At 68.2% G+C, this 14,845-nt stretch carries 14 protein-coding genes and 1 pseudogene; 3 read left to right on the plus strand and 12 right to left on the minus strand.

Going from position 1 to position 14,845, the window contains the following annotated elements:
* Nucleotides 1-15: 15 nt before the first annotated feature.
* Nucleotides 16-741 carry a site-2 protease family protein gene (locus G3O00_RS12780; protein WP_206143148.1) on the minus strand — a complete coding sequence of 242 codons (726 nt, stop codon included), beginning with the start codon at nt 739-741 and terminating at the stop codon, nt 16-18.
* On the minus strand, nt 738-1,700 hold the full coding sequence (locus G3O00_RS12785) for a DUF2167 domain-containing protein (protein WP_206143149.1): 963 nt from the start codon (nt 1,698-1,700) through the stop codon (nt 738-740). Before G3O00_RS12785 ends, G3O00_RS12780 begins: the two co-directional genes overlap by 4 nt.
* Before the next feature lie 195 nt (nt 1,701-1,895).
* On the opposite strand from G3O00_RS12785, the gene G3O00_RS12790 reads away from it, so the two are divergent.
* The gene (locus G3O00_RS12790; RefSeq protein WP_206143150.1) at nt 1,896-2,744 is read left to right on the plus strand and encodes a helix-turn-helix transcriptional regulator; all 849 of its coding nucleotides are present in this window, start codon (nt 1,896-1,898) and stop codon (nt 2,742-2,744) included.
* 386 nt (nt 2,745-3,130) lie between these two features.
* Nucleotides 3,131-4,858 carry a YadA family autotransporter adhesin gene (locus tag G3O00_RS12795; RefSeq protein ID WP_206143151.1) on the plus strand — a complete coding sequence of 576 codons (1,728 nt, stop codon included), beginning with the start codon at nt 3,131-3,133 and terminating at the stop codon, nt 4,856-4,858.
* 98 nt (nt 4,859-4,956) lie between these two features.
* On the opposite strand, the gene G3O00_RS12800 is transcribed toward G3O00_RS12795, so the two are convergent.
* Nucleotides 4,957-5,586 carry a LysE family translocator gene (locus G3O00_RS12800; RefSeq protein WP_206143152.1) on the minus strand — a complete coding sequence of 210 codons (630 nt, stop codon included), beginning with the start codon at nt 5,584-5,586 and terminating at the stop codon, nt 4,957-4,959.
* 154 nt (nt 5,587-5,740) lie between these two features.
* On the opposite strand from G3O00_RS12800, the gene G3O00_RS12805 reads away from it, so the two are divergent.
* Nucleotides 5,741-6,205, plus strand: coding sequence for an Lrp/AsnC family transcriptional regulator (locus G3O00_RS12805; RefSeq protein ID WP_011353935.1), 465 nt, complete (start codon nt 5,741-5,743; stop codon nt 6,203-6,205).
* Here G3O00_RS12805 and G3O00_RS12810 read toward each other — a convergent pair.
* The 9 genes and pseudogenes from G3O00_RS12810 to G3O00_RS12850 form a co-directional block, all read right to left on the minus strand.
* On the minus strand, nt 6,202-7,578 hold the full coding sequence (locus G3O00_RS12810) for a dihydroorotase (RefSeq protein WP_206143153.1): 1,377 nt from the start codon (nt 7,576-7,578) through the stop codon (nt 6,202-6,204). The two genes, G3O00_RS12805 and G3O00_RS12810, sit on opposite strands and share 4 nt — an antisense overlap.
* A 3-nt stretch (nt 7,579-7,581) precedes the next feature.
* Nucleotides 7,582-8,142 (minus strand): carbonate dehydratase, encoded by a 561-nt coding sequence (locus tag G3O00_RS12815; RefSeq protein ID WP_089433370.1) that lies wholly within the window; start codon nt 8,140-8,142, stop codon nt 7,582-7,584.
* Nucleotides 8,142-8,720 (minus strand): 6-carboxytetrahydropterin synthase, encoded by a 579-nt coding sequence (locus tag G3O00_RS12820; RefSeq protein ID WP_011353932.1) that lies wholly within the window; start codon nt 8,718-8,720, stop codon nt 8,142-8,144. The genes G3O00_RS12815 and G3O00_RS12820 overlap by 1 nt, the downstream gene beginning before the upstream one ends.
* Nucleotides 8,714-9,634, minus strand: a pseudogene (gene folE2, locus G3O00_RS12825) (GTP cyclohydrolase FolE2). Before folE2 ends, G3O00_RS12820 begins: the two are co-directional and overlap by 7 nt.
* Before the next feature lie 58 nt (nt 9,635-9,692).
* Nucleotides 9,693-10,901 carry a zinc metallochaperone GTPase ZigA gene (gene zigA / locus G3O00_RS12830; protein WP_206143154.1) on the minus strand — a complete coding sequence of 403 codons (1,209 nt, stop codon included), beginning with the start codon at nt 10,899-10,901 and terminating at the stop codon, nt 9,693-9,695.
* A 135-nt stretch (nt 10,902-11,036) separates the two neighbouring features.
* Nucleotides 11,037-12,248 (minus strand): acyl-CoA dehydrogenase family protein, encoded by a 1,212-nt coding sequence (locus tag G3O00_RS12835; protein WP_206143155.1) that lies wholly within the window; start codon nt 12,246-12,248, stop codon nt 11,037-11,039.
* Nucleotides 12,245-13,087 carry a hypothetical protein gene (locus tag G3O00_RS12840; protein WP_206143156.1) on the minus strand — a complete coding sequence of 281 codons (843 nt, stop codon included), beginning with the start codon at nt 13,085-13,087 and terminating at the stop codon, nt 12,245-12,247. The genes G3O00_RS12835 and G3O00_RS12840 overlap by 4 nt, the downstream gene beginning before the upstream one ends.
* Before the next feature lie 54 nt (nt 13,088-13,141).
* Nucleotides 13,142-13,798: a methionine ABC transporter permease gene (locus tag G3O00_RS12845; protein WP_206143157.1), complete on the minus strand. Its 657-nt coding sequence runs from the start codon at nt 13,796-13,798 to the stop codon at nt 13,142-13,144.
* The coding region (locus G3O00_RS12850; RefSeq protein WP_206143158.1) for an ATP-binding cassette domain-containing protein at nt 13,791-14,845 on the minus strand (1,055 nt) is incomplete at its 5' end. The genes G3O00_RS12845 and G3O00_RS12850, both read right to left, overlap by 8 nt.

The following is a 14,845-nucleotide window of genomic DNA, read 5'->3' on the forward strand; positions in this document are numbered from 1 at the left end:
ATCAGGCGTCGGCGGTCAGATCGACGAATGCGCGACACGCAGCATGTCGTGCACGCCGGACGTCATCAGCGCGAGGAACGCCAGCAGGCCGACGTAGCAGAGCGCGTACGTCGTCTTCGTCTCGATCGACGTCGCGTAGTACACGCGGTTCTCCGGCGCATCGGGATCGTAGCGCCACGCGCGCTTCAGCTGCGGCAGCGCGAGGATCGCCATCACGATCAGCAACGGGCTCGGACGATACACGAACAGCGCGATCAGCACCGGCACGCCCGCGAACCAGATGCGCGGCGACAGCACCGCGGTGATCCGCCCACCGTCGAACGGCGACAGCGGAATCATGTTGAACAGGTTCAGGAAGAAGCCCGTGTACGACAGTGCGAGCAGCAGGTTGCTGTCGTAGTGGCGCGCGGCCGCGTAGCAGGCCAGCGCACCGAGCGTGCCGACGAACGGCCCGGCGAGCCCGACGTACGCCTCGGTTTCCGCGTCGTGCGGCATCTCCTTCAACTGAATCCACGCGCCGACGAACGGAATGAAGGTCGGCAGCCCGACGTCGAGCCCGCGCCGCTGCGCGGCGATGTAATGGCCGGCCTCGTGCACCAGCAGCAATGCCACGAAACCGGCCGCGAACCGCCAGCCGTAGAACAGCGCGCAGACCGCGATCGACGCCAGCATGGTGCCCGCCGATATGAGCACCTTGCCGAGCTTGAGGCCGCCGAAGATCAGCAGCAACAGCTTCGTCATTCCTTGCGCTCCGCGCCGGACACGTCGGATACGCTGGATGCATCGGCGACGGCCGGCACCGCGGCCGCCTTCGGCTTGCGCCCGAAGAAGCGCTTCACCGCCGCGCCGCCGGCCAGCAGCGCGACCACGCCGATCTTGAAGAACTTCACCGCGAACGCGCCGATCAGCGCGAGCAGGCCGAGCTTCTTCGCGCCGACACCGACGATCAGCGCCGCGAGGCCGTACTCGGCGACGTGGTCGGTCGACTTGTTGAAATCGGCGTAGCGCTTGCCGTCGTTGAAGCTGATGTTCGACAGCAACTCGTCGGCCGACACCTTGTATTTCGGCAGGTCGGCAAGCGTCGACGCCATCGTCAGCGACAGGTAGCCGTCACGGCCGAGCACGAGCGTCCGGTAGTTCACGCCGTCGTTCTCGGCGTTCGGCGCCGCGCCCTTGTCGCGGATGATCGCGGACCACACGAGCCGGTGCGAGGCCGCGTCGTACGCGGGCGCCTTCGCCCAACCGACCACCTCGGTTTCCGGCAGGCCGCGTTCCTTGCGCCCGGGGTTGTCTTCCTCGGTGCCGGCCTGCAGGCTCTTCAGCAGCTCGTCGGGCTTCCAGTCCTTCGCGTCGTCGTCGCGGATATAGCCGCTCGGCTCGAACGACACGACCGAGATCCAGTCGGCATCGGGATCGTCGGGCAGCACGAGGCCGACCAGCCTGGATTCGTCGATCGAGTTGCCCATCGAGCGCAGGTAGCGGCCGGCTTCGGCGGCCGGCACGAACGATTCGCCGGCTTTCAGCTTCAGCACGGCTTCGTGTTTCACGTCGATGTCGGTCGGGCCCTTCACGACCGCGTCGTTGGCGGCCGCGGCGGCGGCCCTCATTTCCACCTGCGCAGCTTCGGTCTGCGCGTGGCTGGTGGTCGCGGCGAATGCAAGCGTCGCCACGCAGGCGAGCCGGACGGCAAGTTTTTTCATTGTTGGATTCCCCTGGAATGCCTTGTCGTAAATATGCACGGCGTCGGCCCATGCGTTTTCAATCGCGGGTCCGGCGTCGTCTCTCAGTTGGCACGGGGGCTATGGTAACGCAGCGCGGCGACACGCCCGGGAACCGCGCGATGCTTACGTCGCAGGTAATGCCCAAGGGGCACGGGATTGCCTATCATCAGCACCATGAACTCGACCGCCGCCCTCCATTCGCCCTCCCCGTCCGCCGGCCGTGCTTCCGGCATCGGCTCGCTGCTGCGCACGTGGCGGCAACGCCGGCGCCTGAGCCAGATGGCGCTCGCGCTCGACGCGGAAGTCTCCGCGCGCCACCTGAGCTTCGTCGAATCGGGACGCGCGCAGCCCAGCCGCGAGATGGTGCTGCATCTCGCCGAGCGGCTCGACGTGCCGCTGCGCGAACGCAATGCGTTGCTCGTCGCGGCCGGCTTTGCGCCGCTGTTTCGCGAACGACCGTTTTCGGATCCGCAGCTCGATGCCGCGCGTCATGCGGTCGAAGCCGTGCTGCGCGGCCACGAGCCTTATCCGGCGCTCGCCGTCGATCGCCACTGGACGCTGCTCGCCGCGAACCGGATGCTCGGCGCGCTGGTCGCGCAGGCCGACCCGGCGCTGCTTCAGCCGCCCGTCAACGTGCTGCGGCTGAGCCTGCATCCGGACGGGCTCGCGTCGCAGATCGTCAACTGGCACGAATGGCGCGCGCATATCCTGCATCGGCTGCAGCGGCAGATCGATGCGAGCGGCGCCCGCACGCTGCACACGCTGCGCGACGAACTCGCCGCATATCCGGCGCCGGCTGGCCAGCCCGACGACACGCATGCGCGCACCGACTTCGCGGATATCGCCGTGCCGCTGCGGCTGCGCACGGCAGCCGGCGAACTGACGTTTTTCAGCACGACGACGGTGTTCGGCACGCCGGTCGACGTGACGCTGTCTGAACTCGCGATCGAGGCGTTCTTTCCGGCCAACCCGGAGACGGTAGAGGCGATGCGGGCGCTGGCGGACGCATTGCCGGCGCAGTAGCGCGTGCGCCACCCCGCCTGACGGAAGCCGGCACGCGAACGCCGGCTTCCGGGCCGACTACGGCCACGCCGGTCGCCGGCGCATTTCTCCAGACAATTTCCCCTGAAGCATAGAGATCGACCGCTACGGCAAACCTGGGCGCCGGCGCGGCCGATCAGAATGCGTCGTCGCATCTCAGGTTGCCGATCCGGAACGCGCGAGCGTGCCGGGTCACGTCAAGCAACGCAGCCGCACCTGCGCCGTTTCCCCCTCGGATTCACTCCGCCGAATGTCAAATTTGTTTAGTACATCTTTTCAATCGGATCGTACTCGAACCAATGCGATAGGGAAATCGTGAGACGGACACGCTAGCCACAACACAATTTCATATCGAGCCTAGGAACAACATGAACAAGAATCATCGAGGGTTGGGGAACCCGGCGCAGCGCGTGCCGGCGAAGTCGAAAGCGGCGCTGGCCATCGCCGTCAGCGCAGCAGTCGTCGCCTTCACGGCTTCCGCACCGGCGCGGGCCTCCTACGTGCAGAACGGGAATTCGATCGATACCGTGGCAGGTTGCTCGGACAACATCGCGATTTCGGGCACCAACACGTATCAGGCCACGGCACGGGGCTGTGACAACATCGCAATCGGCCCGTCGGCCGTCGCCGATTCGGGTTCGTCGACCGGCGCGTACAGCGAAACCATCGCGATCGGGCGGCAGTCCGTCGCAACCGGTACGCAAGCGACGACGCTCGGCGGCAATTCCGTCGCGACCGGCGATCATGCAACGGCGGTTGGCGCGTTTGCTACTGCGACCGGCCTCAACGCGACGGCAGTCGGCGAGGGCGCGGTCGCGAACGGCGCCACGGCTGCGGCATTCGGCCAGGGCGCATTCGCCGTGGACCAGTCGACGGCAGTCGGCCAGGGCGCCAGCGCCACCACGACGTTTTCGACCGCGATCGGCAAAGGCAGCAGCGCGGCCGGCGGCACGGCGCTCGGCTTCCAGGCCAACGCCGGTGCAGCCGATGCGGTCGCGCTCGGCGTCGACAGCTCGGCATCCGCGACCGGCAGCGTCGCGATCGCCCGTGCGACGGCATCGGCGGTGAATGCGGTCGCGATCGGCGAAGGTGCCAACGCGTCCAATGCGAACTCCGTGGCACTCGGCTCGAATTCGGCCACGCGTGCGGCGACCACCGTCAGCAGCGTGACGCTGAACGGCGTCGGCTACAGCGGCTTCGCGGGTACGCCGGTCGGCGTGGTCAGCGTGGGCAGCACCGGCGCGGAACGCCAGATCGTCAACGTCGCGGCCGGCGCCATCAGCGCGACCAGCACGGACGCGGTCAACGGCTCGCAGCTCTTCTCGATCGCCAGCCAGGTGTCCACGCTGACGAATAATCTGGCCACGCTGACGAACACCGTCGGCAAGATTTCGTCGAGCGTCCCGAGCGGCACGGTGACGGACAGCACGAGCACCGCGATCGGCAAGAACACGTCAGTCAGCGCGACAAACGGCACGGCGCTCGGCAACGGCGCGAATGTGTCGGGCGACAACGGCACGGGGATCGGCGTGAACGCGACCGTCGCCGCGGCGAACGGCACCGCCACCGGCACGAACTCGAAAGTCACGGGGACGAACGGCACCGCGATCGGGTCCGGCTCGAATGTCTCCGGCAACAATTCGACGGCGATCGGCGCGAACAGCCAGGCACCGGCAAATAATGCGGTCGCGCTGGGTGCGAATTCGGTCGCGTCGCGCGACAACACGGTGTCGATCGGTGCCCCGGGCGCCGAGCGCCAGCTGACCAACGTGGCCGACGGCACCGCGCCGACGGACGGCGTGAACCTGCGCCAGTTGAACGGCGCGATCAACTCGGTCCGCGACGAAATGTCGAAGTACCGCAAGGATGCGGATGCGGGCACCGCGAGCGCGATCGCAATGGCCAACATGCCGCAAGCCGTGCTGCCCGGCGAGAAGGTCGTCGCGCTCGGCGGCGGCACGTACGGCGGTCAGAGCGCGATGGCGGTCGGCCTTTCCTTCGCGACGACGAAATGGCTGGTCAAGGGCTCGGTGACGACGGCCGTGTCGGGCCACGGCTCGTTCGGCGCGGGTGCGGGCGTCGGCTATCGCTGGTAATCGACGTGGGCCGTGAAGCGTCGGGCGGCTTTACCCGACGCCGGGAAGCGTGCCGTCGGCGCAATCGCGTCGACGGCACGCGTACGAGGTCACCGCGATCAGCGACGCTCGAGCGCCAGCTTCACGCCCAGCCCCAGCAGGACCACGCCGCTGACGCGATGCATGCGCGTCAGGATGCTCGGGTTGCGGCGAATCGACGCCGACAGCAGACCGGCGAACAGTGCGACGGGCCCCTTGACGAGAAACGTCAGGCCGGCAAACGTCGCGCCCAGCACGAACAGCGACAGCATCGGATGCGCGGTGCCCGCCGGCACGAATTGCGGCAGGAACGCCAGATAGAAGAGCGCGACCTTGGGATTCGACACGTTGGAAAGCGCGCCTTGCGCGAACGTGCGAAGCCGCGATGCCTGCGCACCGTCGCGGCCGCTCGCGAGCGTCAGTTCGCCCGACGACCGCAGCAACGCGATGCCCAGGTACAGCAGATACAGCGCGCCGATCACCTTCAGCGCCGTGAACAGCCATGCGGATGCCTGAAGAAGCGCGCCCAGGCCGAGCGTCGCGAGCATCGTATGAACGAGCAGCCCGACGCTGACGCCCGCGGCCGTGACGAGGCCCGCGCGCGTGCCGCCGGACAGCGTGCGCGACATCACGAGCACCATGTCCTGACCCGGCGTGACGATGATCAGAAGCGACGTTGCGATGAATGGCAGCCAGGATAGATGTGACATGGGAGAGCTCCTGAAGGGATAGCCGGCGGACGAGAATCACCCGGCCGGTCGTCAGATTATCGGTGCCCTTCCGTGGAGATTGGATGCGTATTTGGCTACGTGAAATCGGCGATTTGGAGTTAATCTCTAGCTTTCAGGATTTTGGTAGTCAAAAATGCCAATCAAACTGGACGCGATCGACCGGCGCATTCTGCGTGCATTGCAACGGAATTCGAACCAGACGAATGCCGAACTCGCGCAACAGGCCGGGCTGTCGGCCACGCCATGCCTGCGCCGCGTTCATCTGCTCGAGGAACAAGGCGTGATCGACGCTTATGTCGCGCTATTGAACCCGGCTGCGGTCGACCTGCGATTCACCGCGTTCGTGCGCGTCACACTGGAACGCCAGGACAAGACAACCGTCGAACGCTTCGCGCGCGAAATGGAGCAAGCGCCGGAAGTGCTCGAATGTCATCTGATGGCCGGCAGCTACGACTATCTGCTGCGCGTGATCGCGCGCGATCTCGACGACTACCAGCGCTTTCAGATGGAGACGCTCACGCAGATCGAAGGCGTCCGCAACGTCGAAACCGAAATTCCCCTGAAGCGCATCAAGCAGACGGTTCGCCTGCCGATCTAGGCGTCCAGAAACGTCACGGCCTGCCCTTCAGGCTCCCCGTTCAGCGCGCCGTCGCGCACCACGACCCGCCCACGCACGACCGTGTGCACGGGCCAGCCCGTCACCGCGCACCCGTCATAAGGCGTCCAGCCGCTCACGCTGGCGATCCACTCATCCCGGATGACGCGGCGCGCGCGCAAGTCGACGATGCTGAAATCGGCGTCGTAGCCCGCCGCGATCCGCCCTTTCCCCGCGATACCGAAGATCCGCGCCGGCCCGGCACTGGTCAGGTCGACCAGCCGTGCGAGGCTCAGGCGGCCCGCATGCACGTGATCGAGCATCAGCGGCAGCAGCGTCTGCACGCCGGTCATCCCGCTCGGCGATTGCGGATAGGGCCGGCGTTTTTCATCGCGCGTATGCGGCGCGTGATCGCTGCCGATCACGTCGACCACGCCATTGCGAACGGCCTGCCACAGCGCATCCTGATGATGTCGTTCACGTACCGGCGGATTCATCTGCGCGAACGTGCCGAGCCGCTCGTAGCAATCGGGCGCGTGCAGGCTCAGGTGGTGCGGCGTGACCTCGACCGACACGCGCTGCCGGTGCCGCGCGAGGAACGCCATTTCCCCGGCGGTGGACACGTGCAGCACATGCAGCCGGCGGCCCGCTTCGGCAGCCAGCCCGACGATGCGCCGCGTTGCAGCCAGCGCGCTTTCCTCGTCGCGCCAGCGATGGTGATCACGCACGTCGCCGCTCGCTTCGACGAGCGCCCGGCGTTCGCGCAGCCGCGCCTCGTCCTCCGCGTGGACGGCCATGCGCCGCCGCCCGTTGCGCACGATCCTGCGCAGCACCGCTTCGTCGTCCGCCAGCAGATCGCCGAACGAACTGCCCATGAAGACCTTCACGCCCGCGCAGCCCGGCAGGTTTTCGAGCGCCGGCAGCCGTTCCGCGTTCGCGGCCGAGCCGCCGATGTAGAACGCGTAGTCGCACCACGCACGGCCGTGCGCGAGATCCAGCTTGGCCTGCAGATCCTGCGCGGTCAGCGTCAGCGGATGCGTGTTGGGCATCTCGAAGATCGTCGTGACGCCGCCGAGCACCGCGCCGCGCGTGCCGGCCTCGAGGGTCTCCTTGTGCGTGAGGCCCGGTTCGCGGAAATGCACCTGGCTGTCGACGACGCCCGGCAGCACGTGCAGCCCGCCCGCATCGAGCACGACGTCGGCGCTCCAGTTGCCGTGCAACGCGCCGAGCGCGACGACGCGGCCGTTCACGCACGCAACGTCGATCCGCTCGGCACCGTTGGGCGTCATCGCCATGCCGCCGTGCACGAGCAGGTCGGCGTGACGTCGCTTCAGCGCGTCGCTCGCGCCCCCTTCGCTTCGGATGGGCTCGTCCATGACTCAGAACTCGTTCTGGATGTGCTTGTAGCCCAGCACCAGCGCATTGTTCGTGCGTGCGACGTCCTCGGAGAAATCGCTCGCGTCGGCCGTCACCTGCGGCAATGCGGCGAGATCGGTTTCCGGCCCGATGCGCTCGGTCGAGCGCACGTAGAAACCCGGTGGCAGGTGGCAGCCGTCGACGACCGCGTTGTAGCGCACCACGCAGCCGTCGTCGATGGTGCAGTTGAACAGCACGCTGTTGAAGCCGACGAACACGCCGTTGCCGACCTTGCACGGCCCGTGGACGATCGCGCGATGCGCGATCGACGTGTGCTGGCCGATGGTGACGCTCGCGCCCGACTTCGAATGGATCACCACGCCGTCCTGGATATTCGAATGCGCACCGATCACGATCGGCGCGATCCGGCCGCCGGCATCCGTTTCGTCGGCGCGGATCACTGCGTACGGACCGATGAACACATTCTCCTCGACGATCACGAGCCCGCACAGAATGGCGGTCGGATCGACGAAGGCGCTCGGGTGAATCTGCGGCAGGTCGCCGCGCGGGTTCTTTCTGATCATCAGGATTCCTGCCTTGAAATGGGACGGCCGCGCTTGATCCGCTCGAACAGGCCCGGATCGCGCCACTGTCCGGCGATGGCCGGCGCGAACACGATGTCGTCCAGGTCGATGCGGCCCATACGCGGGTTGAACGCATCGTCGCGAAAACACTGCGCGTAACCGGTCTCGGTCTCGTGAACGATGATCGAATGCAGTCGCACGTCGGCTTCGCCGTTCGCCATGCGCGTGCAGGAGAGCGCCGCATCGACGAGTCGGAAGAACACGCGCGAGAACTGCTCGGCGCTCGGCGACACGGGCAGCAGCACCCAGCGCTCGGAATGCCGGCGCATGCTCTCGACATAGCACGGGTCGTCATCCGACCACAGCGTCACTGCGTGGTCGAACGCATCGATCAGGTCGCGCACGTCGCCCTTGAGCAGCCCGAAGTCGTAGATCATCTGCCCGTGATCCAGCGCATGCGCTTCGAGCAGCAGTTCGACGCGGTACGAATGGCCGTGGATCGAATGCGAGCAGCGCCGCGTGCTGCAGCCGCGCACGATGTGCGCGTTCTCGAACCGGAACAGCTTGCGGATCAGCATGCGTCGGCGCCTTCGCGAACCGGCGCGGCCCAGGCCACCGCATCGTGCGGATGCAGGCTTTCCAGATGGCGGACGTGCACGCTCGGGTTCGCATGGTGGCCGTCCAGCGCAGCCTGGACCCGGCGCGCGGCATCCTCGACGAACATCAGGTTTCCGCCGTTCAGCACCGCGAATGCCTGCTCGTCAGCGCGCTTGACGGCCGTCTGCACCGGCGTGCCGAGTGCGTGCTCGATGCGATCGATCAGGTCGATCAGCCCCAGCGTCGCGCCATCGACGGGCAACGCCACGCTGACGACGGCTTCGCTGCGCTGGCTATGCGGCGTGGCCGCCGTCGCGTGCCGTCTCAGCCACGCGGCGACTGCCGCCGGTTCCACGCGCTCGTCGCGGCCGAACGCCGCCAGGAAGGCCTGCTAGACCCAGTGCCGCGACAGCGCGGCCGAGCACGGGCACGTCGACGAATAAACGACCGTCACCTGCGCGCGCAGTTCGAACCCGGCGCCGCCCAGCGTCGCGTCGATCCGGACCGGATAGGCCTTCCACCCGGCCAGCCCGTCGGTCACCAGCGCGGCGCGACGCGCCAGCAGGTCGAAGCGCAGCCGCAGCCGCGCACTGCGCGTATCGCAGTCGCGATGGCTGTCGACCATCGCGTGCAGCACACGCTGCAGGCCGGCCGGCGACAGCGCCGCGCCGTCGCCGAGCCCGTCGAGCAGCCGGTACAGCCGCGACATGTGGATGCCCTTCACGTGCGGCGCAGGCAGATCGACCTGCACGTCGGCGCGCGCATGCACGTCACGCCGGCAGCCGGGCTCGACTACCGCGACGGGCAGGTCGATGCCCTGCATGCCGACCCATTCGAGCGGGTGGCCGCCCGGCGCGGCATCGGTCAGGGAAATATCGGGAAGGGGTGCGTTCATGCTCGAAATCCGGTGGAGCGCCTTCTCCATCCGGATCGATGCAGGAAGCGCGTTCAGGTCAGGGCCAGTCGCGAAACGGGTTGTCCCACGTGGTCCAGTGTTCGGGGCCGGTGGCCATCTCGGCGTCGGTCAGCAGACACGCGTCGAAGCGCGCGCGCAGCGCGGGCTCGTCCATGTCCATGCCGATCAGCACGAGCTCCTGCCGCGCATCGCCGACGTGTTCGTCCCAGCGCGCGCGGATCTGCGCGACGGCTTCCGCGTCCTGCGGCCAGCGCTCGGGCGGCACGGCCGCCCACCAATGGCCGGCCGGACCGTGCCGTGCGACCGCGCCGGCCTGCGACCACGAACCGGCGACGGTCGGGTGGGTGGCAAGCCAGAAGAACCCCTTCGAGCGGACGACGCCCGGCCATTCGCTTTCGACGAGATCGAAGAAGCGCTGCGGATGGAACGGCCGACGCGCGCGATAGACGAAGCTGCGGATGCCGTACTCGTCGGTCTCCGGCGTGTGCGTGCCGCGCATCTCCTGCAGCCAGCCCGGCGCGCGCGACGCCGCGTCGAAATCGAACAGGCCCGTGTCGAGCACACGCTCGAGCGGCACCTTGCCGAATTCGGCGATCTCGATCCGTGCGCGCGGGTTCAAGCCGCGCAGCAGCGCGACGAGCCGCTCGCGCGCGCTTGCGTCGATCAGGTCGATCTTGTTGATCACGATCACGTCGCAGAACTCGATCTGGTCGATCAGCAGATCGACGACCGTGCGCGCATCTTCCTCGCCCATCGATTCGCCGCGCGACTGCAGGCTGTCGCGCGACGCGTAGTCGCGCAGGAAATTGAATGCATCGACCACCGTCACCATCGTGTCGAGCCGCGCGACTTCGCCGAGGCTGCGGCCGTCCTCGCCTTCGAACGTGAACGTCTCGGCCACCGGCAGCGGCTCCGAGATGCCGGTCGATTCGATCACGAGCTGGTCGAAGCGCCCTTCGCGCGCCAGCCGGTCGACCTCGATCAGCAGATCCTCGCGCAGCGTGCAGCAGATGCAGCCGTTGCTCATCTCGACCAGCTTCTCGTCGGTGCGCGACAGCCCCGCGCCGCCGTCGCGCACGAGCGCGGCGTCGATGTTGACTTCGGACATGTCGTTGACGATGACCGCGACGCGCCGGCCTTCGCGATTGTTCAGGATGTGGTTGAGCAGGGTCGTCTTGCCGGCGCCGAGGAAGCCGGACAGGACGGTCACGGGAAGCCGCGTGGACGGGTGGGTTGCGGTGCTCATCGGGCGATTCCGGTCGAGGACGTTGAGGAGAGGATGATATATTGTATCGCAACGATATAACATATCATTTCGGACGTCCAGCAGGCCGGTCGGGTTTTGCCCGGAGCAGGCCGCGCCCGCTCCGGTGTCGATCCGTCAGGTATAGAGCGACGCCGGCGGCAATTCCCCCGCCAGTGCAAACCGGCCCACGTCACGCAGCCGGTAGTCGAGCGGATCATGCAGCGTATGCGTGCGCGCATTCCGCCAGAAACGGTCAAGGCCGAGCGACGCGGCCGTCGCGCGTGCGCCGCAGGCGTCGAACAGCGCCTCGCCATTCTCGAGCGCCGCGCGCTGCGCGACGATCTTCGCCTCGGATACCGCGAGCGCCACCTCGGCGCGCTCGTCCGCCGTCAGCGCATCCTGCCGCGCCCACGCACGCTGCAACGCGGCAGCCGCACGATCGGCCAGCGCCGCCGCGGCGATCGCCCGCACGCGCATGTCGCCGAAGCGCTGCAGCGTGTACGGATCGTCGCTCGCCTGCGCGACCTCCGACTGAATCCACGGGCGGCCATGCTTCAGCACGTAGTCGCGCGCTTCCACCAGCGCGCCTTCCGCGAGCCCGACGAACAGGTTGGTCAGCACGAGCTGCGACACGAGCGTGCGCAGCGTCGCGCGCGGGGTCGGCGGTGCCTCGGAACGATGCAGCACCTCGTCCGCCGCGAGCGCCACGCCGTCGAAGCGCACGCTGCCGCTGTCGGTCTGGCGCTGGCCGATCGGATCCCAGTCTTCGTTGACCGTGATCCCCGCGCGATCGGTCGGCACCACGCCGAACACCGTGCGGCCGGTGTCCGGATCGTGCGCGGACACCGTCATGCGCTGCGAGCCGCGCGTACCGGAACAGAAGCCCTTCACGCCATCGAGCCGGTAGCCGCCGTCAGGCGTCGCCGTGGCCACGAGCCGCGTGTCCAGCGGATTGACCGCATTGCCCCACCACCAGTGCTGCTCGACCGTACCGCGCAGATAGCGTTCGCGCTGCGCGGCGTTGCCCCACACGTCGACGCTCACCACCTGCAGGCACTGGAACCCGACGAGATGCGCAAGCGCGCTGTCGACGCGCGCGACCTGCCGGATCGCGTCGTAGATCTCCGGCCACGCGGCTGCCTGCCCGCCGAACGCACGCGGCACCGCGAGCGTCAGCAGCCCCGCATCGGCGAGCCACTGCTTCTCCTGCGCCGCATGACCGCCCGCGCGGTCGCGCGCGGCGGCAGTGGCGCGCAACGCGTCGATCGTCCGGGCCAGCGCGGCGCGGTCGAAGGCGGGTGCATCGGTATCCGGCGCGAAGGTCGCCGGGCCACGTGGATCGTTCATGCGACGGCGTCCTGCGCAACCGCTTCACCCGATATCGGCACGAGCGCGTCGAGCGTGCGGCCGGTCAGCCGCGACAGGATCTCGCGCCGCCAGTCGTCGTAGATCGCGCGGTATTCGGCGACATCCGCACCGAACACGTGCGCGGTGTGCGCGTACTCGTCGTGCAGATAGTCGTCGAGCCGCGCCTGCGTTTCCTCGTCGGCCGCGATCACGCGATCGATCAGCGCGTCACGCTCGGCTGCCGGCAGCGCCTTCAACGTGTCGAACCACCACTGGACGATCTGCACGCGATGCCACTCCTCGTCCGGCCGGATCCGGTTCTCGCCGTGCTCGCGCATCGCGGCATCGCCAATGCGGCCGGTCTTGCGCTGGATCCACAGCTTCGCGAGGATGTGCAGCTCGTAATGCCATTCGAACGCGAGGAAGCCCGCGACGTCGCGCACCGCGATGTCGCCGATGCGCGCCCAGTGCGCGGCGACGAGCCGGTCGACTTCCGGCAGCGGATCACGGCCCGTCAGTTCGGTCACGCGTTCGCGGCCGATCACCGCATGCGCGCCGTCGTCGCCGAGCTGGCGCGACAGGATCAGCTGGAAATGCGGATCGTCGCAGAACAACGTGTCGATCGCCTTCGCGACGACCTGCACGATGAACAGGTCGTGCGATGCCATCTTCGTGTAGTAATCGGCGACGGCGGCCCGCTCGTCGTCGTTGCGCGGCTCGCGCGGCGGCGTGGCGAGCTTCGCCGGGAAGTCAGGACGATGGCGTCGCGCCACGTCGAGAAACAGCGCTTCCTCGAATTGTCCGTTCCATTCGCGCGGTGCGCCGATGGGCAAGGTCATAGGGTTCTTTCTCTCAGGATCATGAATGAAGCGAGCGGACGCTCGTGGCGTCGCTCAGGTACGCCGGGTCACGCGTCGGACCAGGCGGTCGCCCGTGATTTGCACGGCCGAGACGAGCACGATCAGGATCACGATCACGGTCGCCATGACGGTGGTGTCGAAACGCTGGTAGCCGTAGCGGATCGCGAGATCGCCGAGCCCGCCCGCGCCGACGGCGCCCGCCATCGCGGTCGAGCCGATCAGCGCGACGACGGTAATGGTGAAGCCGCCGAGCATGCCCGGCAGCGCTTCGGGCAGCAGCACGTGCCAGACGATGTGGCGGCGCTTCGCGCCCATCGCGAGCGCGGCCTCGATCAGCCCGCGATCGACCTCGCGCAGGCTCACCTCGGCGATCCGCGCGAAGAACGGGATCGCAGCGATCGACAGCGGTACCACGGCCGCCCAGACGCCGATCGTCGTGCCGATCAGCACGCGCGTGAACGGCAGCAGCGCGACGAGCAGGATGATGAACGGCGTCGAGCGGAACACGTTGACGAGCGCACCGAGCACCGCGTTCACGCCGCGCCGCTCGTAGATGCCACCGGGCGCGGTCGTCACGAGGATCACCGCGAGCGGGATGCCGATCAGCGCGGCGATCGCGGCCGACGCGGCGACCATCGACAGCGTGTCGCGGATCGCATCGAGCAGTTCGGGCCACCAGAGGTCAAACATAGCCGAGCACCTCCGCGTGATTCGCGTGGCGGCGCGCACGTTCGAGCAGCGCCGCCACCGCACCACCGCGGGCCGTCGATTGGCCAGCATCTTCCGCGCGCGGTGCTGCCGCGATCACGAGCCGCCCCTGTGCATGCCCCTGGATGCGCTCGATCCCGCCGTGCAGGAAGCGCACCGAGCCGCCCAGCGCCGCCGCGAGCGCGCCGACATCCGGCTCGCCGCCGCTCTCGCCCGTATAACGGACGTCGAGCACGACCTGTGCGCCTTCAGGCAACGCGGCCTGCTCGGGCAGCGGCTGCACGCGCGCGGCCAGTTCGGCCGGCAGGTCGTGCACGAGCGTGCTGAGCAGCGCGCGCGTCGCGCCGTGGCGCGGATCGCCGAACACGCGCCACACGGGGCCCGTTTCGACGACTTCGCCCTGTTCGATCACCGCGACCGTGTCGCACACCGCGCGGATCACTTCCATCTCGTGTGTGATCAGCACGATCGTCAGCCCGAGGCGGCGGTTGATGTCGGCGAGCAGCGCGAGGATCGACTGCGTCGTCTCGGGATCGAGCGCCGACGTCGCCTCGTCGCACAGCAGCACCTCCGGATCGTGCACGAGCGCGCGGGCAATGCCGACGCGCTGCTTCTGTCCGCCCGACAGACTCGCCGGATACGCGTCGCGCTTCGCGGCGAGCCCGACGAGCTCGAGCAGCGCCTCGACCTTGCGCACGCGCTCGGCCTTCGGCACGCCGGCGATTTTCAGCGGCAGCGCGACGTTCTCGAACACCGTCTTCGCGGACAGCAGGTTGAAATGCTGGAACACCATGCCGGTGCGACGCCGCAGCGCGACGAGCCCGTCCTCGTCGAGCGCGCCGACGTCGACGCCCTGCACGCACACGCGGCCCGAGCTCGGCCGTTCGAGGCCGTTCACGAGCCGCAGCAACGTCGACTTCCCGGCGCCGCTGCGGCCGATGATCCCGAAGACCTCGCCGCGCCGCACGTCGAGCGTCACGTCGCGCAGCGCGGCGGCCTGGCCGCGCGGCGTCGCGAACACCTTGCCGA

The sequence above is a fragment of the Burkholderia sp. Ac-20384 genome, from assembly GCF_017104605.1.
In the GTDB taxonomy this organism is placed as follows: domain Bacteria; phylum Pseudomonadota; class Gammaproteobacteria; order Burkholderiales; family Burkholderiaceae; genus Burkholderia; species Burkholderia lata.

Coding starts and splice junctions, on each gene's coding strand:
- G3O00_RS12780 (WP_206143148.1), bottom strand. CDS start 741: ATGACGAAGCTGTTGCTGCTGATCTTCGGCGGCCTCAAGCTCGGCAAG.
- G3O00_RS12785 (WP_206143149.1), bottom strand. CDS start 1,700: ATGAAAAAACTTGCCGTCCGGCTCGCCTGCGTGGCGACGCTTGCATTC.
- G3O00_RS12790 (WP_206143150.1), top strand. CDS start 1,896: ATGAACTCGACCGCCGCCCTCCATTCGCCCTCCCCGTCCGCCGGCCGT.
- G3O00_RS12795 (WP_206143151.1), top strand. CDS start 3,131: ATGAACAAGAATCATCGAGGGTTGGGGAACCCGGCGCAGCGCGTGCCG.
- G3O00_RS12800 (WP_206143152.1), bottom strand. CDS start 5,586: ATGTCACATCTATCCTGGCTGCCATTCATCGCAACGTCGCTTCTGATC.
- G3O00_RS12805 (WP_011353935.1), top strand. CDS start 5,741: ATGCCAATCAAACTGGACGCGATCGACCGGCGCATTCTGCGTGCATTG.
- G3O00_RS12810 (WP_206143153.1), bottom strand. CDS start 7,578: ATGGACGAGCCCATCCGAAGCGAAGGGGGCGCGAGCGACGCGCTGAAG.
- G3O00_RS12815 (WP_089433370.1), bottom strand. CDS start 8,142: ATGATCAGAAAGAACCCGCGCGGCGACCTGCCGCAGATTCACCCGAGC.
- G3O00_RS12820 (WP_011353932.1), bottom strand. CDS start 8,720: ATGCTGATCCGCAAGCTGTTCCGGTTCGAGAACGCGCACATCGTGCGC.
- zigA (WP_206143154.1), bottom strand. CDS start 10,901: ATGAGCACCGCAACCCACCCGTCCACGCGGCTTCCCGTGACCGTCCTG.
- G3O00_RS12835 (WP_206143155.1), bottom strand. CDS start 12,248: ATGAACGATCCACGTGGCCCGGCGACCTTCGCGCCGGATACCGATGCA.
- G3O00_RS12840 (WP_206143156.1), bottom strand. CDS start 13,087: ATGACCTTGCCCATCGGCGCACCGCGCGAATGGAACGGACAATTCGAG.
- G3O00_RS12845 (WP_206143157.1), bottom strand. CDS start 13,798: ATGTTTGACCTCTGGTGGCCCGAACTGCTCGATGCGATCCGCGACACG.